Source organism: Streptomyces sp. KLMMK (genome assembly GCF_036961605.1).
In the GTDB taxonomy this organism is placed as follows: domain Bacteria; phylum Actinomycetota; class Actinomycetes; order Streptomycetales; family Streptomycetaceae; genus Streptomyces; species Streptomyces telluris.
Window position 1 is genome coordinate 1 of record NZ_JBAMDC010000076.1, and the last position, 22280, is coordinate 22280.

General features: G+C 69.8%; 24 protein-coding genes, 1 tRNA gene and 1 pseudogene. 17 read left to right on the forward strand and 9 right to left on the reverse strand.

Translation table 11 applies throughout. From position 1 onward, the window contains the following. Window positions 1–655, forward strand: a 655-nt coding sequence (locus V7793_RS14590) for an RDD family protein (RefSeq protein WP_336006674.1), incomplete at its 5' end; no start/stop codon positions are given. 88 nt (window positions 656–743) lie between these two features. Further along, window positions 744–1439 carry an RDD family protein gene (locus V7793_RS14595; RefSeq protein WP_336006675.1) on the forward strand — a complete coding sequence of 232 codons (696 nt, stop codon included), beginning with the start codon at window positions 744–746 and terminating at the stop codon, window positions 1437–1439. On the opposite strand, the gene V7793_RS14600 is transcribed toward V7793_RS14595, so the two are convergent. Beyond that, complete coding sequence (locus V7793_RS14600) at window positions 1428–1685, reverse strand: hypothetical protein (RefSeq protein WP_336006676.1); 258 nt, start codon at window positions 1683–1685, stop codon at window positions 1428–1430. The two genes, V7793_RS14595 and V7793_RS14600, sit on opposite strands and share 12 nt — an antisense overlap. A gap of 339 nt (window positions 1686–2024) precedes the next feature. On the opposite strand from V7793_RS14600, the gene V7793_RS14605 reads away from it, so the two are divergent. Further along, complete coding sequence (locus tag V7793_RS14605; protein WP_336006677.1) at window positions 2025–4436, forward strand: immune inhibitor A domain-containing protein; 2412 nt, start codon at window positions 2025–2027, stop codon at window positions 4434–4436. A gap of 135 nt (window positions 4437–4571) precedes the next feature. Further along, window positions 4572–4898, forward strand: a complete 327-nt coding sequence (locus tag V7793_RS14610) for a hypothetical protein (RefSeq protein ID WP_336006678.1) — start codon at window positions 4572–4574, stop codon at window positions 4896–4898. Window positions 4899–4974: 76 nt separating this feature from the next. On the opposite strand, the gene V7793_RS14615 is transcribed toward V7793_RS14610, so the two are convergent. Together V7793_RS14615 and V7793_RS14620 are read right to left on the reverse strand one after the other, a co-directional pair. Further along, window positions 4975–5568 (reverse strand): isochorismatase family protein, encoded by a 594-nt coding sequence (locus V7793_RS14615; protein ID WP_336006679.1) that lies wholly within the window; start codon window positions 5566–5568, stop codon window positions 4975–4977. A gap of 133 nt (window positions 5569–5701) precedes the next feature. Beyond that, complete coding sequence (locus V7793_RS14620) at window positions 5702–7030, reverse strand: nicotinate phosphoribosyltransferase (RefSeq protein ID WP_336006680.1); 1329 nt, start codon at window positions 7028–7030, stop codon at window positions 5702–5704. 121 nt (window positions 7031–7151) lie between these two features. On the opposite strand from V7793_RS14620, the gene clpS reads away from it, so the two are divergent. From clpS to V7793_RS14655, 7 genes are all read left to right on the forward strand, one after another. Further along, a complete protein-coding gene (gene clpS / locus V7793_RS14625; RefSeq protein WP_168092804.1) occupies window positions 7152–7463 on the forward strand; it encodes an ATP-dependent Clp protease adapter ClpS in 312 nt (103 codons plus the stop codon). Continuing rightward, a complete protein-coding gene (locus tag V7793_RS14630) occupies window positions 7463–8059 on the forward strand; it encodes a DUF2017 domain-containing protein (protein ID WP_336006681.1) in 597 nt (198 codons plus the stop codon). Before clpS ends, V7793_RS14630 begins: the two co-directional genes overlap by 1 nt. Before the next feature lie 318 nt (window positions 8060–8377). Beyond that, the gene (locus V7793_RS14635; RefSeq protein WP_336006682.1) at window positions 8378–9868 is read left to right on the forward strand and encodes an amino acid permease; all 1491 of its coding nucleotides are present in this window, start codon (window positions 8378–8380) and stop codon (window positions 9866–9868) included. Window positions 9869–9991: 123 nt separating this feature from the next. Continuing rightward, window positions 9992–10414 carry a Mov34/MPN/PAD-1 family protein gene (locus tag V7793_RS14640; protein WP_058044282.1) on the forward strand — a complete coding sequence of 141 codons (423 nt, stop codon included), beginning with the start codon at window positions 9992–9994 and terminating at the stop codon, window positions 10412–10414. 119 nt (window positions 10415–10533) lie between these two features. Beyond that, window positions 10534–10815: a MoaD/ThiS family protein gene (locus V7793_RS14645; protein ID WP_058044283.1), complete on the forward strand. Its 282-nt coding sequence runs from the start codon at window positions 10534–10536 to the stop codon at window positions 10813–10815. Between the two features lie 15 nt (window positions 10816–10830). Next, entirely contained in the window at window positions 10831–11781 is a 951-nt protein-coding gene (locus tag V7793_RS14650) for a PLP-dependent cysteine synthase family protein (protein ID WP_336006683.1), read from the forward strand. Between the two features lie 175 nt (window positions 11782–11956). Then, on the forward strand, window positions 11957–12709 hold the full coding sequence (locus V7793_RS14655; protein WP_058044285.1) for an MBL fold metallo-hydrolase: 753 nt from the start codon (window positions 11957–11959) through the stop codon (window positions 12707–12709). Window positions 12710–12788: 79 nt separating this feature from the next. On the opposite strand, the gene V7793_RS14660 is transcribed toward V7793_RS14655, so the two are convergent. Further along, entirely contained in the window at window positions 12789–14081 is a 1293-nt protein-coding gene (locus V7793_RS14660) for a PTS transporter subunit EIIC (protein ID WP_168092811.1), read from the reverse strand. Window positions 14082–14269: 188 nt separating this feature from the next. Next, window positions 14270–15601: a PTS transporter subunit EIIC gene (locus V7793_RS14665; RefSeq protein WP_336006684.1), complete on the reverse strand. Its 1332-nt coding sequence runs from the start codon at window positions 15599–15601 to the stop codon at window positions 14270–14272. Window positions 15602–15804: 203 nt separating this feature from the next. On the opposite strand from V7793_RS14665, the gene V7793_RS14670 reads away from it, so the two are divergent. The 4 genes from V7793_RS14670 (at window position 15805) to rdgB (ending at window position 18010) form a co-directional block, all read left to right on the forward strand. Continuing rightward, window positions 15805–16038, forward strand: coding sequence for a glucose PTS transporter subunit EIIB (locus V7793_RS14670; protein ID WP_030369451.1), 234 nt, complete (start codon window positions 15805–15807; stop codon window positions 16036–16038). A 121-nt stretch (window positions 16039–16159) separates the two neighbouring features. Further along, window positions 16160–16891: a ribonuclease PH gene (rph, locus tag V7793_RS14675; protein ID WP_168092813.1), complete on the forward strand. Its 732-nt coding sequence runs from the start codon at window positions 16160–16162 to the stop codon at window positions 16889–16891. A gap of 95 nt (window positions 16892–16986) precedes the next feature. After that, a complete protein-coding gene (locus tag V7793_RS14680) occupies window positions 16987–17370 on the forward strand; it encodes a hypothetical protein (RefSeq protein WP_336006685.1) in 384 nt (127 codons plus the stop codon). Between the two features lie 37 nt (window positions 17371–17407). Further along, the gene (gene rdgB, locus V7793_RS14685; protein WP_336006686.1) at window positions 17408–18010 is read left to right on the forward strand and encodes an RdgB/HAM1 family non-canonical purine NTP pyrophosphatase; all 603 of its coding nucleotides are present in this window, start codon (window positions 17408–17410) and stop codon (window positions 18008–18010) included. A 58-nt stretch (window positions 18011–18068) separates the two neighbouring features. Here rdgB and V7793_RS14690 read toward each other — a convergent pair. The 4 genes from V7793_RS14690 to V7793_RS14705 form a co-directional block, all read right to left on the reverse strand. Beyond that, window positions 18069–18141 (reverse strand) — tRNA-Leu (locus V7793_RS14690). A 55-nt stretch (window positions 18142–18196) separates the two neighbouring features. Beyond that, window positions 18197–18856, reverse strand: coding sequence for an HNH endonuclease (locus V7793_RS14695; protein ID WP_336006687.1), 660 nt, complete (start codon window positions 18854–18856; stop codon window positions 18197–18199). Then, complete coding sequence (locus V7793_RS14700; RefSeq protein WP_336006688.1) at window positions 18853–19518, reverse strand: HNH endonuclease signature motif containing protein; 666 nt, start codon at window positions 19516–19518, stop codon at window positions 18853–18855. Before V7793_RS14700 ends, V7793_RS14695 begins: the two co-directional genes overlap by 4 nt. A 104-nt stretch (window positions 19519–19622) precedes the next feature. After that, complete coding sequence (locus V7793_RS14705; protein WP_336006689.1) at window positions 19623–21098, reverse strand: MFS transporter; 1476 nt, start codon at window positions 21096–21098, stop codon at window positions 19623–19625. 231 nt (window positions 21099–21329) lie between these two features. On the opposite strand from V7793_RS14705, the gene V7793_RS14710 reads away from it, so the two are divergent. Then, complete coding sequence (locus V7793_RS14710; RefSeq protein ID WP_336006690.1) at window positions 21330–21860, forward strand: hypothetical protein; 531 nt, start codon at window positions 21330–21332, stop codon at window positions 21858–21860. Continuing rightward, window positions 21860–22280, forward strand: a pseudogene (locus tag V7793_RS14715) (two-component sensor histidine kinase); the annotation flags it as partial. The gene V7793_RS14710 and the pseudogene V7793_RS14715, both read left to right, overlap by 1 nt.

Genomic DNA, 22280 nt, shown 5'->3' on the forward strand with positions numbered 1-22280 from the left:
GCCGGCCAGGCCCGCGGCCGGCGGCTGGGCCCAGCAGGTGCAGCAACTGGCCCAGCAGCAGCCCGCACAGACCTCCGCCGCCTCCTCCTCCGGCTCCTCCGACGCGCCCGCGCCGTGGAAGCCCCCGAAGGACGATCCGTTCCTGCGGGCCGCCCAGGAGCAGCAGGGCCGGCCCGCGCCGCTGGGCCGCCGGCTCGCCGCCCGGCTGGTCGACACCGCCGTGCTCGGGGCCGTCGTCTCCGCCGCGGCCGTGCCGCTGTGGGCCAGGACCGTCGAGCACATCGACGCCAAGGTCGAGCGGGCGAAGCAGTCCGGTGAGACGGTCACGGTCTGGCTGCTCGACGGCACGACCGGCGGCTATCTGGCCGTCGTGCTGGGCGTCCTGCTGGTCGCCGGGGTGGTGCTGGAGGCGCTGCCGACCGCCAAGTGGGGCCGCACGCTGGGCAAGCGCCTGTGCGGCGTCCGCGTGCTGGACATCGAGGCGCACGACACCCCGCGCTTCGGGGCGGCGCTGCGCCGCTGGCTGGTGTACGGGGGGCTGGGCGCCCTGGGCATCGGCGTGGTGGGCGCCCTGTGGTGCCTCGTCGACCGGCCGTGGCGGCAGTGCTGGCACGACAAGGCGGCGCGCACGTTCGTGGCGGCGGGCAAGCGCTGACGCCCCGGGGCCGCCGCCCCGGGCCCGCTGCGACCCGAACGGCACCTCTTCGGATGCGACGGGCAGGAGCCTGGGTTCTACTCGGCCCATGAGCACCGAGCAGCCCCGCGACGACGACCCGTTCCGGAAGCGGCCATCGGAGCCTTCCGGGCCGCCGCCTTCCGGGCCCGTCCCGGAAGGCGGCGGCGCGTACGCCGGCGGCGGCCAACCGCCCGGTGCCGGCGGCCCGTACGGAGGCGGCCCCTATGGAGGCGACCCCTACGGCGGCGGGGGCGCCCCGGGCCCGGGCGGGCCCGGCAATCCCTACGGGGACCAGTACGGCGCGGCCGACCCGCTGGCGGGCATGCCGCCGCTCGCGAACCGGGGGAAGCGGCTCCTCGCCCGCATCATCGACGGGCTGCTCGTCTCCATCCCGGTCACCGCGGTCTTCAAGGCGGCGGTGTGGGACTGGGATCCGGGGGACTGGAACGACGGCAGGTCCACGAGCCTGGGCATCATCGTCTCCGTCGTCTACTTCATCTACGAGGGGCTGATGCTCACCAAGCGCGGGCAGACCGTCGGCAAGATGGTGATGGGCATCCGGGTGGCGATGCTGGAGAACGGCGCGATCCCCGAGGGAAGCCCGGGCTGGACGCGCGCCGCCGTGTACTCCCTGCCGCAGGTGGTGCCCTGCTGCGGCTTCGTCTTCTGGCTCATCAACGTGCTCTGGTGTACCTGGGACCAGCCCTATCACCACTGCATTCACGACAAGGCGGCCAAGACCGTGGTGGTCTCAGCCGTGTAGCGAGTGCTCGCCGAGTCTCGGCTCGGCGGGCAGGGGCGTGCGCTGCCGGGGCACCCGGGGCTTGCGGGCGCCGACGCGCGGCATGGGGAAGGCGACGGCGACGAACAGGCCGAGCGCGAGCGCTGCGACGGCGATGACCGCGATCCCGAACCCCGAGCTCGTCTGCGAGAGCAGCAGCATGGCGAGGGTCGAGAAGACGACGGTGGCCGATCCGTAGGTTATCTGTGCGGGAGTCGGACGCGGCATGGCGGGATCCGTCCTCGGAGCAAAGGTGTGGGGTGCGGAGCCGGCTGGTGCACACAACGTGCCGGGGGCAAGTGTGTATACCAAAACGACTCTACGGTCCTGTCTGCCCGAGCGGAACTGCCGGTAAGCGTGACCTAACACACGGTGCCGGAGCACGGGGGGCGCACGGAGTCATCCAACGGTCCAGGGGGTGAGATGGGCGCGCCCGTTGTTGTCCGAAATCCGTAACTTAAAGGCCGGATAACGTACTTGCTCTTTCGCCTGTAGTCAAGGTCTGTCTTTTCTGGCGTCACTCCGGTCAAATACCTCCACAGTTCTTACTGGGGAGGACATTCACAAGTGAACAGCAGCCAACGGAGGCTCGCCAGATCCGCCGCCGTGGCCACGGCCGTCGCGCTCGCCGCGACGGCCCTGACCGCGGGGACCACGGCCGGGATCGCTCAGGCGGCCACCACTGCCGACACGCCGTCGGGCATCGAGCGCCACGACCCGGAGCAAGCCGGGAAGAGCGTCGAGCACGACCTCAAGGGGCCGTTCAGCAAGAAGCGCGAGGCTCAGCGCAAGGCCGCGCTCGACAAGGTCATATCCGGGGACGCCCGGGCGGAGCAGCGCGGTGCGTCCAAGGTCGTCCAGCTCGGCAAGGGGAAGTACGTCGAGCTGGGCCGGGAGAAGACCGACAAGATCTTCACGATCCTCGTGGACTTCGGCGACAAGGTCGACGACACCACGATGTACGACCCGGACGGTCCGGACGGCCCCAAGCCGCCCGTGAAGAAGTTCGGCGGCCAGCCGGGCCCGGCGCACAACCAGATCAAGCAGCCGGACCGCAAGCAGGACAACAGCACGGCCTGGGAGAAGGACTACAACCGGCAGTACTTCCAGGACCTGTACTTCTCGCACGACAAGGGCAAGGAGTCCCTGGCCAAGTACTACGAGAAGCAGTCCTCGGGCCGCTACTCCGTCGAGGGCACCGTCACCGACTGGGTCAAGGTCCAGTGGAACGAGGCCCGTTACGGCTCCAACTACTGCGGCTCCACCAACTGCCCGAGCGCCTGGGACCTGGTGCGCGACGGCGTCAACCAGTGGGTGAAGGACCAGAAGGCGGCCGGCCGCAGCGACTCCGACATCAAGGCGGAGCTGGCCAAGTACGACCAGTGGGACCGCAACGACTTCGACGGCGACGGCAACTTCAACGAGCCCGACGGCTACATCGACCACTTCCAGATCGTGCACGCCGGTGAGGACGAGTCCGCCGGCGGCGGCGCGCAGAAGACCGACGCCATCTGGGCCCACCGCTGGTACGCCTACGGCTCGGACGCCGGCAAGACCGGCCCCGCGAACAACAAGGCCGGCGGCACGCAGATCGCCGACACCGGCATCTGGGTCGGCGACTACACCATGCAGCCGGAGAACGGCGGCCTCGGCGTCTTCGCCCACGAGTACGGCCACGACCTCGGCCTGCCGGACGAGTACGACACCACCGGCACCGGCGAGTCCTCTGTCGCCTACTGGTCCCTGATGTCCTCCGGTTCGTGGCTGGGCCGCGGCAAGGACAGCATCGGCGAGCTCCCCGGCGACATGAGCTCCTGGGACAAGCTGCAGCTCGGCTGGCTGAACTACGACAAGGCGAAGGCGGCGACGAAGTCGACGCACAAGCTGGGCGTGGCCGAGTACAACACCAAGGACAAGCAGGCGGTCGTCGTCGAACTGCCCAGCAAGGCGGTCAAGACCGACGTCGTCCGCCCTGCCGAAGGCTCCAAGCAGTGGTGGGGCGGTCAGGCCGACGACCTGAAGAACACCCTCTCCCGCCCGGTCGACCTCACCGGCAAGTCCAAGGCCAGCCTGGACCTCTCGGCCTGGTGGGACATCGAGGCCAACTACGACTACGCCTACGCCGAGGTCTCCACGGACGGCGGCGCCAACTGGACCCCCGTCGACGGCACGGCCGACGGCAAGTCCATCCCGCGCGACGGCGGCGACAAGCCCGCCCTGACCGGTGTCTCCGGCGCGTACAAGAAGCTGTCGTACCCGCTCGACGCGTACGCCGGCAAGAAGATCGACCTGCGCTTCCGCTACACCACCGACGGCGGCACCACCGGCAAGGGCTTCACGGCCGACGCCATCAGCGTCACCGCCGACGGCGCCGCCCTCTTCACCGACGGCGCCGAGGGTGACGACAACGGCTGGACGGCGAAGGGCTTCTCGCGCATCGGCGAGTCCTTCACCAAGGAGTACGCGCAGTACTACATCGCCGAGAACCGCCAGTACGTGTCGTACGACGAGACCCTCAAGTCCGGCCCGTACAACTTCGGCTGGAAGAGCACCCGCCCGAGCTGGGTCGAGCACTACCCGTACCAGAAGGGCCTGCTCATCTGGAAGTGGGACACCTCGCAGGCCGACAACAACGTCGGCGTGCACCCCGGTGTCGGCCGCATCCTGCCGATCGACGCGCACCCGCAGGTCGAGAAGTGGGCCGACGGCTCGGTCATGCGCAACCGCTTCCAGGCCTACGACTCGCCGTTCAGCTGGTTCCCGAGCGAGGGCTACACCGTCCACCAGGACGGCGTGGCGACCCGCGTGAAGGGCAAGCTCGGCACGCCGGTCTTCGACGACCGCAAGGGCACCTACTGGAGCAAGGACAACCCGAGCGGCGGTGTGCAGGTTACTGACACCAACACCCGGATCAAGATCCTGTGGCAGGCCCCCGGCGGCTCCACGATGACCGTCCAGGTGGGCCCCTCGGGCAAGTAGTCCCCTGACGATCTGCATCTCTGCAGGTCAGAGCCGTATCGGCCGTCGCCCCCTAGCGGGCGGCGGCCGATCGCGTTTAGATGACTGCCGTGACGCTGTTATTGACACCCCGGTCCGGGGAGAGGTGACACGGGCATGGCAGGCGGTGGTTTCTGCAAGCTGCCGGGCGGCAGTGTGGTGGTGGCCCTGTACCTTCCGGGCCCGCCCGGCGGGGGTGCGGCGCCGGGTTCGCGCGTGCGGGTGCTCGTGCACGCGGCGAACCGCGCGCGGGCGCTCACCCGCCTGCGGAACCTCGGCCTGCGAGCCGTCTACCTCCGCGGCAACACGGAGCCGCCGACGCCGGACGAGATAACGGCGGTGCTCCACCACCCCGACGGCCTGGTCTGGCGCGCGGCCCCGGACGACGACACGGAGTCCTGGCACCCCATACGGACGCTGCTGCGCCCCCGCACAGCGGCGTAGGGCCCCCGCGGCACAGGGCCTGCGCCCGGCCACAGCGGTGGCGCCCGACGGTGCCGAGCCGGGCTCGGCGCTCACGTCACCCGGTGGCGACCACCGGCTTGCCGCTGAGCTCGACGCCCGCGTCGCGCAGCTCCTCCAGCGCCCGCTCCGTCGTGCCCGGCGCGACCCCGGCCGTGAGGTCGAGCAGGACGTGCGTGGAGAAACCGGCCCGCGCCGCATCCAGCGCCGTCGCCCGTACGCAGTGGTCCGTGGCGATCCCGACGACGTCGACCTCCGTGACGCCCCGCTCGCGCAGCCAGTCCGCCAGGGACACCCCGTTCTCGTCGGTGCCCTCGAAGCCGCTGTAGGCGGCCGCGTACGCCCCCTTGTCGAAGACGGCGTCTATCGCCCCGGAGGCGATCACCGGGGCGAAGTTCGGGTGGAACCCGGATCCCTCCGTGCCGGCGACGCAGTGCGGCGGCCAGGTGTTCTCGTAGTCCGGCGCGGCGGAGAAGTGGGCGCCGGGGTCTATGTGGTGGTCGCGCGTGGCGACGATGTGCCGGTATCCGGGCGTGGCCTCGCCGACGAGGTCGGTGATGGCCGCGGCCACGTCGGCGCCGCCGGCCACTGCGAGGCTGCCGCCCTCGCAGAAGTCGTTCTGCACGTCGACGATGATCAGTGCACGCTGCATGATGCGGATCCTTTGTGGAAGGGCCCTCGGCCGACAGTGCGGATCGCCTCTCTGTGACCGAGGGTAGTGACTTCCGTTGCGCAATGGGAGAGGGACCCGGAGCGGCGGAGGCCCACCGGGCGCGCGGGGAGCGTCAGAGGTACTCGGTGGGGAGTACCGGCTCACCGCGCGAGAGCTGGGTAGCGGAGAGCGGGAGCCGCGCCCGGGCCGCGGCATGCCGGTCCCGTGCGGCGTCCAGGGGCTCGCGGGCGACGACCTCGCCGCCGCGGACGAGCTCGGTGAGCAGCTGGTGGTCCGCGAGCTCGGCCGGTACCGGGCCGGTACCGACGACCTCGGCCTCGGCCACCCCGTCCGCGTCGGGCCGGCGCGCGGCCCACTTGCGGCCGCCGATGGAGGTCTTGCCGCCCATGGACTTCTTGGCGACCGGCCGGAGCGGGGCGTCCGGGCCGGCCTCGTCCGCGCGGGCCACGAGCTTGTAGACCATCGAGCACGTGGGGTGCCCGCTGCCGGTCACCAGCTGCGTGCCCACCCCGTAGGCGTCGACGGGGGCCGCGGCGAGCGAGGCGATGGCGTACTCGTCCAGGTCGCTGGTGACGACGATCCGCGTCTTGGCGGCGCCCAGGTCGTCCAGCTGCTGCCGCACCCGGTGCGCGAGCAGCAGCAGGTCGCCCGAGTCGATGCGGACGGCGCCGAGCTCCGGCCCGGCGATCTCCACGGCGGTCCGGACGGCCTCGGTGACGTCGTAGGTGTCCACGAGCAGGGTCGTGCCGCCGCCGAGCGAGTCGACCTGGGCGGTGAAGGCGTCGCGCTCGCTGTCGTGCAGCAGCGTGAAGGCGTGCGCACTGGTGCCGACGGTCGGGATGCTGTAGCGGAAGCCGGCCGCGAGGTCGGAGGTGGAGGTGAAGCCGCCCACGTAGGCGGCGCGGGCGGCGGCCACGGCCGCGAGCTCGTGGGTGCGCCGTGCACCCATCTCGATCAGCGGCCGGTCGCCGGCGGCCACGGCCATCCGGGAGGCCGCGGCGGCGACGGCCGAGTCGTGGTTGAGGATCGACAGGATCACGGTCTCCAGCAGCACCGCCTCGGCGAAGGTGCCCTCGACGCGCAGGATCGGCGAGCCGGGGAAGTAGACCTCCCCCTCGGGGTAGCCCCAGATGTCGCCGCGGAAGCGGTAGTCGGCGAGCCAGGCCAGGGTCGGCTCGTCGACGATCCGCTGGGCGGCGAGGAAGTCCAGCACGCCGCTGTCGAAGCGGAAGTTCTCCACGGCGTCCAGGACCCGGCCGGTGCCGCCCACGACGCCGTAGCGGCGCCCCTCGGGGAGCCGGCGGGTGAAGACCTCGAAGACCGAGCGGCGGTCGGCGGTGCCGGAGCGCAGCGCGGCCTGCAGCATCGTGAGTTCGTACCGGTCGGTGAAGAGGGCCGTCGACGGAACGTCCACCGGCAGCCTCAAGTCCGCAGCGTTCATGGAACCAGATGCTACCCCCAATCTCGTCAGTCTGACGATTTCTCGGGGTGCGGCCGGGTGCGGGCCGCGACGCGCGGCCGGGGGTACCCCCTTTGTGCATCGCGCCCCGGCGAGTGGCAGCATGGGAAACGTGAGTGTTGCACCGGTCGAGATCGAACGCCCCGAGTCGAGCGAGTCCCCGTACGCGGTGACCGAGCCCGACGTCCCCTGGGTCACGCTGGTCCACAACGACCCCGTCAACCTCATGAGTTATGTGACGTATGTCTTCCAGGCGTACTTCGGCTATCCCAAGGACAAGGCCCACAAGCTGATGCTCGACGTCCACCACAAGGGGCGCGCCACCGTCTCCAGCGGCAGCCGCGAGGAGATGGAGCGCGACGTGCAGGCGATGCACGGCTACGGGCTGTGGGCGACGCTGTCGCAGGACCGTTGATGGCCGGCCACTTCGAGCCGCTGTCCGGCGGCGGGGCCGCCGTGGCCCTGGACGAGGTCGAGGTCTCCATCCTGCGCAGCCTGGCCGTGCAGCTCCTGGAGCTGATCGGCCCGGGCGACGAGTCCGCGGGCCCCGAGGGCGCCGATCCGCTCGCGCGGCTGTTCGCCGAGGGCCCGAGCGAGCCGCCCTCCGATCCCGCGCTGGCCCGGCTCTTCCCCGACGCCTACGGCGACCCGGGTGCCGAGCAGGACCCGCAGGAGCGTGCGCACGCCGCCGAATTCCGCCGCTACACCGAGAACGACCTGCGCGACCGCAAGCGCGAGGACGCCCTCGCGGTCGTCCGCTCGCTCGACTCGCTCACCGTCGCCGGCGACAAGGCGGCCGTCCTGCGGCTCACGCCCGAGGACTGCCGGCGCTGGCTGGGCGCGCTCAACGACCTCCGGCTGGCGATCGGGGCGCGGCTGGAAATCGCCCACGACGACGACAGCGAGGCGCTGCTCCGGCTGCCGGACGAGGATCCGCGCAAGCCGATGGTGATGGCCTATCTCTGGCTCGGTGGCCTGCAGGAATCGCTGGTAGAGGCACTTATCGTCTGATCGATCAAATGGGTCCGGGCGTCCGCTCAGGGAACAATCAAGTCCGGATAACGATCGGATCACCGTAGTAGCGACTTTTGCCTACCCATTTCCTTGTTGTCCGTATTTCTTTGTGGTGCGCGTCACCCGGCCATGATCGCCATTCAGACGATCTACCGGCCACTCGTGATAAATGTTTCCGACCTGCCTCCGTGACGCCACCCATGTTCACGGCGGGAGCGCTGAGCCGGCCGACCGTCGGCACTCGCAGGACTCCATCCGGGGGGATCGGAACCCGATCCGGAGCAACCGGATCGGTATGGAGAAAGGCGCACCACCATGACCTCTGAGCAGGTCGCGGCCCGTACCGCGGACGCAGTCGCGGAACCGGGCCACAAGGGAAGCGGCAAGGCGGCTTCCGAGGGTTACGAGCGGGGACTCGGTAACCGGCAGATTCAGATGATCGCCATTGGTGGCGCCATCGGCACCGGTCTCTTCCTCGGCGCGGGGAAGGCCATTTCCAAGGCCGGCCCGAGCCTGATCCTGGCCTATGCAATAGCGGGCCTGGTCATCTTCTTCATCATGCGAGCGCTCGGCGAGCTGCTCATGTACCGCCCGGTGTCCGGCTCCTTCTCGGACTACGCCCGAGAGTTCCTCGGTCCCTTCTGGGGCTATGTGACCGGATGGACGTACTGGCTCTTCTGGGTCGTCACCGGAATCACCGAGGTGACCGCAGCGGCGGCCTATGTGCAGTACTGGGACAAGGACATCCCGCAATGGGTGTCCGCACTGGTCTTCACCGTCATCCTGTATTTCGCCAACCTGATCTCCGTGAAGCTCTTCGGTGAGCTGGAGTTCTGGTTCTCGATGGTCAAGGTCACCGCCATCATCGGCATGATCCTCATCGGTATCGGCGTGCTGACGATCGGCTTCTCCGACGCCGGTGACACCGCCACCGTGTCCAACCTCTGGAACGACGGCGGCTTCTTCCCGCACGGCATCGGCAGCACCCTGATGACCCTGCAGATCGTGATGTTCGCCTTCCTCGCCGTCGAGCTGGTCGGCGTCACCGCGGGCGAGGCCAAGGACCCGGAGAAGACGCTCCCCAAGGCGATCAACACCGTGCCGTGGCGCATCGCGGTCTTCTACATCGGCGCGCTGATCATCATCCTGGCCGTGGTCCCGTGGGGCGAGTTCATGCCCGGCGTGAGCCCGTTCGTGGCCGCCTTCCAGAAGATCGGCCTCCCGGCCGGCGCCGGCATCGTCAACTTCGTCGTCCTCACGGCGGCGCTGTCGTCCTGCAACTCCGGCATGTACTCCACCGGCCGCATGCTGCGCGACCTCTCGCTCAACGGCCAGGGCCCGAAGTTCTTCGGCCAGCTGACCAAGGGCGGCCTGCCGCTGCGCGGCACCACCTTCTCCGCCGCGCTGATGCTCGTCGGCGTGTGGATCAACTACCAGTGGCCGGGCAAGGCGTTCGACTACGTCGTCTCCTTCGCGACCATCTCCGGCATGTGGGCCTGGATCATGATCCTCGTGGCCCAGCTCCGCTACCGCCGCAAGGCCAACCGCGGTGAGCTCCCGCAGTCCACGTTCCGGGCCCCCGGCGCGCCGTGGACCAGCCTCTTCGCCCTCGCCTTCATCTTCATGGTGATCGTGATGATGGGCATCGACGAGAACGCGCGGGTCTCGCTGTACTGCGCCCCCGTCTGGGCGGCGATCATGTGGGTGTCCTACCTCGTCCTCAAGGCCCGCAACCCGCAGGCCTTCGAGCGCAAGGACTACACGCAGGCCGTCGAGGCCGAGCAGAAGGTCGAGCAGGCCGTCTGACGGCCTGACGCCTGACCCGCCGGACCCGCACTGTCCGGCATCCGGGCCCGCCCGTACCACTCCTCGGTACGGGCGGGCCCTTGGCTTTACCCCGGCGATCCCCGCGTGCCTATCCTGGGGCGCATGCTGACCATCACCCAGGACCTGTACGACCGGATCGTCGCGCACGCCCGCGCGGACCACCCCGACGAGGCCTGCGGCGTGGTCGCGGGGCCGGCCGGCAGCGACCGCCCCGAGCGGTTCGTCCCGATGCTCAACGCCGCCCGCTCGCCCACGTTCTACGAGTTCGACTCCGCGGACCTGCTCAAGCTCTACCGCGAGCTGGACGACCGCGACGAGGAGCCCGTGGTCATCTACCACTCGCACACGGCCACCGAGGCCTACCCCTCCCGCACGGACATCTCGTACGCCAACGAACCCGGCGCCCACTACGTGCTGGTCTCCACCGCCGACACCGACGGCGAGGGCCCCTTCCAGTTCCGTTCGTTCCGCATAGTGGACGGTCAGGTGACCGAGGAGGACGTCACCGTGGTGCCTGCTTACTGAGCTCAGGGCCTTCGGCGGCCCGCCGCTGTCCGCATGCCGGTACGAACTTCCGGCGGCCGCACACGGAATCGATACGATCGCCCCAGGTGTCCCATCCGTACGCCGACAGGAGCCACATCATGGCCATCGAGGTCCGCATCCCGACCATTCTCCGCACCTACACCGACGGCAAGAAGGCCGTCGAAGGCAGCGGCGCCACCATCGACGAGCTCTTCAAGGACCTCGAGACCCGCCACGCGGGCATCCGCGAGCGCCTCGTCGACGAGTCCGGCGAGCTGCGCCGCTTCGTCAACGTCTACCTCAACGACGAGGACGTCCGCTTCCTCGCCGGCATCGGCACCGAGCTCGGCGACGGCGACAGCGTCACCATCCTCCCGGCGGTCGCCGGCGGAATGGCCTGAGGCCCGGCCGAGAGCATGCGCTACGACAGCCACCTGGCCTCGGTCGGCAACACCCCGCTGGTGCGGCTGCCCAGGCTCTCCCCGTCCGGGTCGGTCCGCGTCTGGGCCAAGCTGGAGGACCGCAACCCCACCGGCTCGGTCAAGGACCGCCCCGCCCTGCACATGATCGAGCAGGCGGAGCGGAGCGGGCGGCTGACCCCCGGCTGCACCATCCTCGAGCCCACCTCCGGCAACACCGGCATCTCGCTGGCCATGGCGGCCCGCCTCAAGGGCTACCGCATCGTGTGCGTCATGCCGGAGAACACCAGCGAGGAGCGGCGGCAGCTGCTCGCCATGTGGGGCGCGGAGATCGTCTCCTCGCCCGCCGCGGGCGGCTCCAACACCGCCGTCCGCGTCGCCAAGGAGCTCGCCGCGGAGCACACCGACTGGGTGATGCTCTACCAGTACGGCAACCCCGACAACGCCGGTGCCCACTACGCCGGCACGGGCCCGGAGATCCTCGCCGACCTCCCCGAGATCACCCATTTCGTCGCCGGCCTCGGCACCACCGGCACGCTCATGGGCGTCGGCCGCTACCTGCGCGAGCACAAGCCCGGCGTGAGCATCGTCGCCGCCGAGCCCCGCTACGACGACCTCGTCTACGGCCTGCGCAACCTGGACGAGGGCTTCGTTCCCGAGCTCTACGACGCCTCCGTCCTCACCACGCGCTACTCGGTCGGCTCCGAGGACGCCGTGCGCCGCACGCGCGAGCTCCTCACCGAGGAGGGCATCTTCGCGGGCGTCTCCACGGGCGCCGTCCTGCACGCCGCCCTCGGCGTGGCCCGCAAGGCCGAACGGGCCGGGGAGAGCGCCGACATCGCCTTCGTCGTGGCCGACGGCGGCTGGAAGTACCTCTCGACGGGCATCTACACGGCCCCCACCACGGAGGCGGCCGTGGAGGCGCTGCACGGCCAGCTCTGGGCGTAGCCGCAGGGGCGGCCCCGGGCCCGGCGGGCCCGGCCCGGGGGCCCCGCCCAGAAGGGTCCGTACCGGTGACTTCAGCCACAACCCCACCTCGCGGAGGAGCGGCCGTCCCGTTCGCGCTTTACGCTCGACGGACCGCATGGCCCCCCGTCACGAGTCAACGGAGGTTCAGGCCCGCATGAAGCTCACCGTCGTCGGATGCTCGGGGTCGTTCCCGTCCACGGAATCGGCCTGCTCGAGCTACCTCGTAGAGGCCGACGGCTTCCGGCTGCTCCTCGACATGGGCAACGGAGCCCTCGGCGAGCTGCAGCGCCACATCGGTCTCTACGACCTCGATGCCATTCTGCTCTCGCACCTGCACCCCGACCACTGCATCGACATGTGCGGCTACTTCGTGGCCCGGTACTACCGGCACGAGGGCGGCCGCGCCGAGGCCATCCCCGTCTACGGCCCGCGGGACACCGAGCACCGGCTGGCCACGGCGTACGGGGACGTGCCCGACGACTCCTGCATGAGCGAGGTCTTCGACTTCCGCACGCTCACCCCCGGCACCTTCTCCCTGGGCCCGCTGACGGTCCGCACGGACCGGGTGCGCCACCCCGTGGAGGCCTTCGCCTTCCGCGTCGAGCACGACGGCAGCGCGCTCGTCTACTCCGGCGACACCGGCCCCTGCGAGGAGCTGCACGGCCTGGCCGACGGCGCCGACCTCCTGCTGTGCGAGGCGTCGTTCACCCACGGGAAGGAGGACATCCCCGACCTCCACCTCAACGGCCGCGAGGCGGGCGAGCACGCCGCGCGCGCCGGTGCGGGGCGGCTGGTCCTCACCCACATCCCGCCCTGGACGGATCCCCTCACCAACCTCCGCGACGCGCAGGCGGTCTACGACGGACCGGTCGAACTCGCAAGGGCCGGAGCCGTGTACGAGCTCTGAATTCCCTGTTTTCCAGGTCCGATAAGTAAAAGCCCCCGGAATCCCATGGATTCCGGGGGCTTTTACTGGAGTTTCAGGGTCACGCCTTCAATTCGGCGGACTCTTCCTCGGACTCGCGGCCGGGGGTCTTGAGGTCGAACTTCGTGATGGCGAAGCGGAAGACCACATAGTAGATCGCGGCGAAGCAGAGACCCACGAGGACCAGCATCCACGGCTTCGAGGCGATGCCCAGGTTCAGCAGGAAGTCGATGGCGCCGGCCGAGAAGCCGAAGCCGTCCTTCATGCCGAGCGCCCAGGTCAGGGCCATCGAGACACCGGTCAGCAGCGCGTGGATCGCGTAGAGCAGCGGCGCGACGAACATGAAGGTGAACTCGATCGGCTCGGTCACGCCGGTGACGAAGGCGGTGAGCGCGAGGGAGAACATCATGCCGCCGACGACCTTGCGGTTCTCGGGGCGGGCGCAGTGCACGATCGCGAGACAGGCGGCCGGCAGCGCGAACATCATGATCGGGAAGAAGCCGGTCATGAACTGGCCGGCGTTCGGGTCGCCGGCGAGGAAGCGGGCGATGTCGCCGTTGACGGTGCCCTTGGGGCCCTCGTACGAACCCGCCTGGAGCCACGGGAAGGAGTTGAGCAGGTGGTGCATGCCGACCGGGATCAGACCGCGGTTGGCGACGCCGAAGATGCCCGCGCCGACCGCGCCGGAGCCGACCAGCCACTCGCCGAAGTTGTGCAGACCCGTGCCGAGCACCGGCCAGATGTAACCGAAGACGACGCCGATGAGCAGACCCGCGAAGGACGACAGGATCGGCACCAGGCGGCGGCCGCCGAAGAAGCCCGCCCAGTCCGGCAGCTTGGTGCGGTAGAAGCGCTGGTATATCAGCGCGACCACGAGGCCCATCACGACACCGCCGAGGACCTTGGCGTCGACGGCCTGCTCCACCATGGCGACCTTGTGGTCGACCACGGCCTCCTTCTTCGGGAGGCTGCCGTCGGTGAAGGTGCCCAGGACCTTGCTGAAGACCAGGTAACCGGCCACGGCGGCCAGCGCCGTCGAGCCGTCCGACTTCTTGGCGTAGCCGATCGCGACACCCACGGCGAACAGCAGCGCCATGTTGTCGAGGATCGCGCCGCCGCCGGCGGACATGAATTCGGCGATCTTGTTGAGGAACGCCGGGAGGGACTCCTTGCCCAGCATGTCGCCCTGGCCGAGGCGGACCATCAGCGCGGCGGCGGGGAGCACCGCGACCGGCAGCATCAGGCTGCGGCCGATACGCTGGGCAATCGCCATGGCGCCGGCGCCGAACTTCTTCTTCTCCGGCGCAGCGGCGTCGTCAGGCGCCGCCTTTGCCGCCTTGGCGCTCTTACTCATCGGATTCCTCCAGGTGAGGCGGGCGCTCGGGGGAAGGGGGACGGCCCGCTTTTGGTCTACACCACTCAGTGGTTTAGACCTGTTGTAGCACGTGAGTACGGGATAAAGGAATCCGTGCTTCTCCGTGGCTTCGGACACAGCGGAAAACCCCCGGGCCGGTGGCTCCGGGGGCTCGTTACGGGGTGCGGTTAGTCCTTCACGTTCCCGCGCTCGATCTCCTCCGCGAGCTCTTCCGGCTCACGCCCCGGAGTCGTCAGGTCGAACTTCGTAATCGCGAACCGGAAAATCGCGTAGTAGACGACGGCGAAGCACAGCCCGATCGGAATGATCAGCCACGGCTTGGTCGCCAGCCCCCAGTTGATCACGTAGTCGATCAGGCCCGCCGAGAAGCTGAACCCGTCGTGCACCCCCAGCCCCCAGCTCACCGCCATCGACACGCCCGTCAGCAGCGCGTGCACCACGTACAGCAGCGGCGCGATGAAGAGGAACGAGTACTCGATGGGCTCGGTGATGCCCGTGACGAACGACGTCAGGCCCACCGAGAGCATCATGCCCGCCACCTCCTTGCGCCGGTGCGGCTTCGCGCAGTGCGCGATGGCCAGCGCCGCCGCCGGGAGGGCGAACATCATGATGGGGAAGAAACCCGTCGTGAACTGGCCGGCGCTCGGGTCGCCCGCCAGGAAGCGGTTGATGTCGCCGTGCACCACCGTGCCGTCCGGCTTCGTGTAGTCACCGAACTGGAACCACATGAACGTGTTGAGGAACTGGTGCAGGCCCACCACCAGCAGCGCCCGGTTCGCGACGCCGAAGACGCCCGCCCCCGCCGACCCCAGGTCCGACAGCCACTTGCTGAAGCTCGTCAGCGCGTCGCCCACCGGCGGCCAGACGAACAGGCAGACCACCGCGAACAGCAGCGCGACGAACGACATCAGGATCGGCACCAGCCGCCGCCCGTTGAAGAAGCCCAGCCAGTCCACCAGCCGCACCCGGTGGAAGCGCATCCAGAACCACGCGCTCAGCAGGCCGATCACGATGCCGCCGAAGACCCCCGGGTTCTGGAAGCTGGCCGGCGCCGCCGTGCCGCCCGTCGAGACGCACACCCCGCTCCACAGCCCCGCCCCGCCGAACGTCGTCTGCTGCGGGCAGTCCTCCGGGAACTGGTGCAGCACCGAGAAGTAGACGAGGAACGCCACCACGGCGGCCAGCGCCGTCGAGCCGTCCGCCTTCTTCGCCATGCCGATCGCCACGCCCACGCAGAACAGCAGCGGCAGGCCCAGCGCCGAGTCCAGCAGCGCGCCGCCCGCGCCCGCGAAGACCTTCGCCACGTCCGTCCAGCCCAGCCCGTCCTGCCCGAAGACGTCCGGCTGGCCGAGCCGGTTCAGGATGCCGGCGGCCGGGAGCACCGCGATCGGCAGCTGGAGGCTGCGGCCCATCTTCTGCAGGTTCGAGAAGAGGGTCTGCCAGCGCGCCCGCCAGGGGCTCTGCCGCGGTGCCGGTGCCGCTGTGGCGTCCGTGGTCATCTGCGTCCTCCCGGCCGCCGCCCCGGCGGCGGTCCACTCGGTGCTTGCCGCATACTGGTGTAGACCACTTATGCGGGGTGGTGGGTGAAGCCATCCTTTGCCGGATGGCGGACATTTGCCCGCATAGTTGGGCTGAACGTGGTTTACCGTGTGGAAGCCGGTCGGTGGTACCGCCGAAGGGCCGAAGACAACCAGGAGTGCACATGGCCAGCAAGGCTGAGAAGATCGTCGCCGGCCTCGGCGGCATCGACAACATCGAGGAGATCGAGGGCTGCATCACCCGTCTCCGCACCGAGGTCGCCGACCCGGAGCTGGTCGACGAGGCCGCCCTCAAGGCCGCCGGCGCCCACGGCGTCGTCAAGATGGGCACCGCCATCCAGGTCGTCATCGGCACCGACGCCGACCCGATCGCCGGTGAGATCGAAGACATGATGTGAGCCGCTGAGGCTCCCGCCGGAGGGCCCCGCCCCGGATCGAGCACGATGTCGCCCAGCGCGGCGCCGCCGCCAACCGGAACGGGGCCCTTCGCGCTCCCCCGATGCCAGTAGGCTCATCACCATGTCTCGCATCGACGGTCGCACGCCCGACCAGCTCCGCCCCGTGACCATCCAGCGCGGCTGGAGCAAGCACGCCGAGGGCTCCGTCCTCATCTCCTTCGGCGACACCAAGGTCTTCTGCACCGCCAGCGTCACCGAGGGCGTCCCCCGCTGGCGCAAGGGCTCCGGCGAGGGCTGGGTCACCGCCGAGTACTCGATGCTGCCCCGCTCCACGAACACCCGCGGCGACCGCGAGGCCGTCCGCGGCAAGATCGGCGGCCGCACCCACGAGATCTCCCGCCTGATCGGCCGCTCGCTGCGCGCCGTCATCGACTTCAAGGCCCTCGGCGAGAACACCATCGTCCTCGACTGCGACGTCCTCCAGGCCGACGGCGGCACCCGCACCGCCGCCATCACCGGCGCCTACGTCGCCCTCGCCGACGCCATCACCTGGGCCCAGGGCAAGAAGCTCGTCAAGCACGGCCGGCAGCCCCTCACCGGAACGGTCAGCGCGGTCAGCGTCGGCATCGTCGACGGTGTCCCCCTCCTCGACCTCTGCTACGAAGAGGACGTCCGCGCCGAGACCGACATGAACGTCGTCTGCACGGGCGACGGCCGCTTCGTCGAGGTCCAGGGCACCGCCGAGGCCGAGCCCTTCGCCCGCGAAGAGCTCAACGCCATCCTCGACCTCGCCGTCACGGGCTGCTCCGCACTCGACGCCGCCCAGCGCGAGGCACTCGCGGCGACGCTGTAGGCAACCGCCGGAGGGATCAGGAGCGTTCCTACGGGCGTACGGCCGGGAAATCCGGTCCGTACGCCCGTAGCCGTACTCACAGGGGAGGGGCCCTCATGCCCGCACGCAAGGCAGCACTGGCACTGGCCGCCGCAGCACTCGTCGCCGTACCGCTGGCGGCCGGCTGCTCCACCGCCCAGAAGGCGGTGGACTGCGCCCGCCTCGGCATCGAGATATCGAACGACGTCGACGACCTTCAGCGCAGCGTCACCGACACGGCCACCGACACCGACAACGCGGGCAAGATCCTCGACAACCTCGAGAAGGACACGAAGAAGCTCAAGGACAAGACGAGCAACGTCGACGTCGGCAAGGCGCTCGACCACCTCCAGAAGGCCCTCGGGAACGTCCGCGACGCCCTGCGGGACGACAAGACCCCGGACCTCGCGCCGCTGACGGACGCGGCGGGGGAGCTGTCGAAGGTGTGCACGTCGAAGTAGGCGGGGGAGGGCGCGGACGGGCCGGGATAATCACCCCATGAAGCGCTTGATCCTCGCCACCCGCAACGCCAACAAGGTCACCGAGCTCCGCGCCATCCTGGAGGCGGCCGGCCTCGACGTCGAACTCGTCGGCGCCGACGCCTACCCCGAGATCCCGGACGTCAAGGAGACCGGCGTCACCTTCGCCGAGAACGCTCTCCTCAAGGCCCACGCCCTCGCCCGGGCCACCGGCTTCCCGGCCGTCGCCGACGACTCCGGCCTGTGCGTCGACGTCCTGAACGGCGCCCCCGGCATCTTCTCCGCCCGCTGGGCCGGCCGCCACGGCAACGACAAGGCCAACCTCGACCTGCTCCTGGCCCAGCTCGGCGACATCGCCGACGAACACCGCGGCGCCCACTTCGCCTGCGCCGCGGCCCTGGCCCTGCCGGACGGCACGGAGCGCGTGGTCGAAGGCCGCCTGGAAGGCACCCTCCGCCACGAACCGGCGGGCGGCGGCGGCTTCGGCTACGACCCGATCCTCCAGCCCCACGGCGAGACCCGCACCTGCGCCGAACTGACGGCGGACGAGAAGAACGCGATCAGCCACCGGGGGAAGGCGTTCCGGGGGCTGGTGCCGGTGGTTCGGGAGCTGCTGGGCTGACATGTGTACACGACGACGGCCTGGCTCGCGGGTGCGCGAGCCAGGCCGTCGTTATCGGTACGCCCGGTCGGATTCGAACCGACAGACACGACCACCTAAAGATCGCCGCTCAGCCCTTGGCGTACGGGCGCACGTACCGAGATCTACCTTACTGGGCGAAGCTGTCGGTCGGGGAGGAGAGGCCGCTTATGAGGTTCGCTGTCGGCCCCCTCGGCACCAGGTGCTGGTGACCGCGTGGCAGTTGGGGCAGAGGAGCCGGAGGTTCTCTCGCCGGTCGTCGCTCCAGTCACCGTTGATGTGGTCGACTTCCAGCGTCATGGGCCTGCCGTGCCACAACGGCTTCGTCCCGCAGCCTGAGCACACTTCCGGGACCCCGATCTCCCGTAAGGCACGGCGGAGCATGAAGGTCCTGGTGCGCCGCTTGCCGGCGTGCTTCACCAGCAAGTCCTGGGGGGCCTTTCTGGGTGTCGTGCCGGGCTTGCCGCGCTGGTGGGCCTGCCCCAGAAAGTGGGAGGTCGTGAGTCCGTCCTCGGTTATCCAGTGGCGCAGCAGGTCTCGCTGGCGGCCGTTGTCCGGCCGACCGAGGCGGCGCAGGGCTCCTGCGATGGAGAGAGATTCAGCGACCGCTTCGCGGAGGGCGTCGGGCGAGGGCCTCGCCGCCCACCTACCGTACGGGCGGCGAAAGTGTGAGACGTCGATCCCGTAATGCTCAAGTCGCCGATACAGATACCGGGACAGGTTCCCGTAGGGCCGGGTGCCGAAGAACGCTATGACCTCGTCGATGTCGTTGCAGGTGCGAGCTGCCTCGGTGAGTCTCTCCCGGGTGTACCGGGTGTCGCTGCTCACCGGGCCTCACCGCCGGTCTGCGATGCGCGGCAGCCCTTACTGCGACCGCGGTAGGTGTCCGTCGTCGAGTGACAGTTCGGACAGACCAGCCGCAGATTCTCGATTCGATTGTTGCGCCAGTCGCCGTCGATGTGGTCGACCTCCAGGGACAGCGGATGGCCCTTCCACACGGCGTCGATACCGCATAGGGCACAACGGTCGGTAACGCCGAGCGCCAGCATCGCCCTCTTGAGGCGACAGCTCTGCTCGCGACGAGCCTTGGACGAGGTCTGCACCGTGAGGAGTTCCTCCGGGGAGCGCTTCCGTTTCCTGCCTCCTCCCGAGACGGGAGCGGCGAAGTGCGACGTATCGATGCCGAATGCCCGGACCCGGCGGCTGACGTGGGTGTGCTGACCGCCTACGACTTCGACGTGCAGGTGGCGCAGGACCTCGTACATGTTGGACGACGCCGCCACCGCGGATTCGAGGATTTCCTTGGTCCATCGGCCCCCTTCGTGTTCGAAGTGGGACGTGTTCACCCCCAGCTTCCTCATGCGCTCGCGCAGGTACCTTCGCTGTGAACCCCCCGGGTCCACCCCCAGTTTCTCCAACGCCTCCGATAACGTCCGCGACGACCCCGCCGCCTCCGCCAGGACCTCTCGTGTGTACGGGCTGACAGGCATGGCGCCCCTCCCCGGCATCGGTGTGTTGCGACCGCATATCCATTCGCAGCCTCGAACTCATCAACGAAGCGCCCGCCCGGCAGTTACGCCAACTGTGTGAACTGTCAGAACTTCGGTTCGGGGGACTGGGATATGACGATTTCTTCCGCTTCCTCCTTCGTCGCCACCGCCGGCGGTGAGCCCTCCAGGGGCTGACGGGCCGTTTCCCGCATGAAGGCGACGGCGATCATGCCGATCAGGGCCGCGCCCGCCGTGTAGAACGCCGGCATCATGTCGCTGCCCGTGGCGTGGATCAGGGCCGTGATCACCAGGGGGGTCGTGCCGCCGAAGAGGGACGTGGAGATGTTGTAGCCGATGGCCAGGGAGCCGTAGCGGACGTGGGTGGGGAAGAGGGCGGGGAGGACGGCGGACATGGTGCCGAGGAGGCAGACCAGGGGCAGGCCGAGCATCAGCATGCCGCCGAGGACCGCCCCGAGACTGCCCTGCTTGAGCAGCAGGAACGCCGGTGCCGACAGGGCGACGAAGCCGCCCAGGCCCGCCATCAGCAGCGGTTTGCGGCCGATCCGGTCGCTGAGCCGGCCCACGCAGGTGATGACGGCCATCAGCAGGACCATCGTGGCGATGAGGATCAGCAGGCCGTGCGCGTCGTCGTAGCCGAGCCGGTCGGTGAGGTACGTCGGCATGTACGACAGCAGCATGTAGTCGGTGATGCCGTACGCCCCGGCCAGGACGACGCACAGCAGCAGCCGCGCCCACTGCGCGGTGAAGATCTCCTTGATCTCGGTGCCGCCGGTCTCCTCGTCCTCCTCCAGCTTCTGGAAGGCGGGGGTGTCTTCCAGCTTCATCCGCAGGTAGAGGCCGACGAGGCCGAGCGGGCCGGCGACGAGGAAGGGGATGCGCCAGCCCCAGTCGGTCATCGCGGCGCCGCCGAGCGCGGAGGTCATGGCGGTGACGAGGCCGGCGGCACCCACGTAGCCGGCGAGGGTGCCGAATTCGAGGAAGCTGCCGAAGTAGCCGCGGCGCTTGTCGGGCGCGTACTCGGCGATGAAGGTCGCGGCGCCCCCGTACTCGCCGCCGGTGGAGAAGCCCTGCAGCATCCGGAAGCAGATCAGCAGCACGGGTGACCAGAAGCCGATGGCCGCGTACGACGGGATGAGGCCGATGGCGAAGGTGCCGGAGGCCATCAGCACCATCGTCAGGGCCAGGACGCGCTTGCGGCCGATCCGGTCGCCGAGCGGGCCGAAGAACATGCCGCCGAGGGGCCGGACGAGGAAGGCCACGGCGAAGGTTGCGAGCGAGGACAGCAGGCGCACCGTGTCGCTGCCGGAGGGGAAGAAGACGTCCCCGAGGGTGACGGCGAGGTAGCTGTAGATGCCGAAGTCGAACCACTCCATGGCGTTGCCGAGCGCCGCCGCCTTGACCGCCCGTCTGACCGTCCGCTCGTCCGTGACGGTGATGTCCGTGCGCCGCAGCCGCGGGTTGCGGCGGCGGGCGACGGCCCGGAACAGGGCCGGGTGGCGTCTGACGGCGGCCGGGTCGTGTCCGGCGTTCCCGGCCTCGGTGCTGCTGCCGTTGGGCACGGCTCGGCCCCCTCACGGTTGCGCGGCGATGTGTACGGGCCTGCGTCTGCGCGCTGTGCCGCGGCTCAAACCGGTGCGCCTGCCGTTAGGGAGATTGGTCACGCCCGGCGCCCGGTGCGCCCCGGAAGCTGATATAGGCATGAAGGGAACGCGCGGCCCGATTTCACCGTCCCTCACAGCGGGGACGTTCAGCCGGACCCACGAACACCGGAAAGACCAGAGAGAGGGCCGATGGCCGACCGTGTTGCGCCCCGTCGCCCCGGCATGCGCACCGCCCTGGCGATCTTCGCGGCGGTGACGGTGCTCGCGCTCGGCGGCGTCTGGTTCAGCCGGGCCGAGGACCGGTCGGGCACGGTCGCCGACGCCCCGAAGACGGCGGCCGCGCAGAAGGCCCACCCCGCGCGGGACACGCCGGAGGCGACGCCGGAGACGCAGGCGCCGAGGGAGATGCCGGGCGTGCGCGAGTGCGGCGTCGGCAGGCCGGTCGTGGAGCCGAAGATCATCACGCTGAACTGCTCGAACGCCGGTGTGGTGGCCAGCGACATCAAGTGGGACTCGTTCTCCGAGGACGGCGCGGACGGTTCCGGCGTGGTGCTGGTCTCGGGCGCGGCCGGCGGTGGTTCCCCGGCCTCCTTCCCGGCGCGGCTGCGGCTGTACGACGTCACGAAGGTCGACGGGATGATGGCCTTCACGGGCATCGAGGTCAGCTACACGGGCGCCACCCCCCATGCGAAGGCGAAAGAGGTGTACACGATCGCGTGATGGGTATCCGTGGCCGGATCGCCCTCGCGATCTCCTTCGTCACCGCACTCGCCGTCGTGGTGCTGGGGCTGGCCGTGCACCACATCTCCACGGCGGAGCGCGACCGGCAGGCCCAGGCCTACCAGGACGACCTGCTGAGTTCGGCGCTGCAGATCTACCAGCGCGACAGCACGCTCGCGCTGGGCGCCCAACTGGACGACGCGGCGCTGCCGTTCCCGCTGGCGCGGGCCGTGGCGCGGGGCCGCTCGGGTACGTACATCAGCGGCGGGGACGACCCGCGGGTGTGGGCGGCGACGGCGGTCGGCGGCGACAAGGTGCTCTCGGTGTCGGCGCCCTACCCGGACCGGGACCCGCTGATGACGGCGCTGGACAAGGCGCTGCTGGTGGCGGGCGCGGCGACGGTGGCGCTGATGGCGGTGG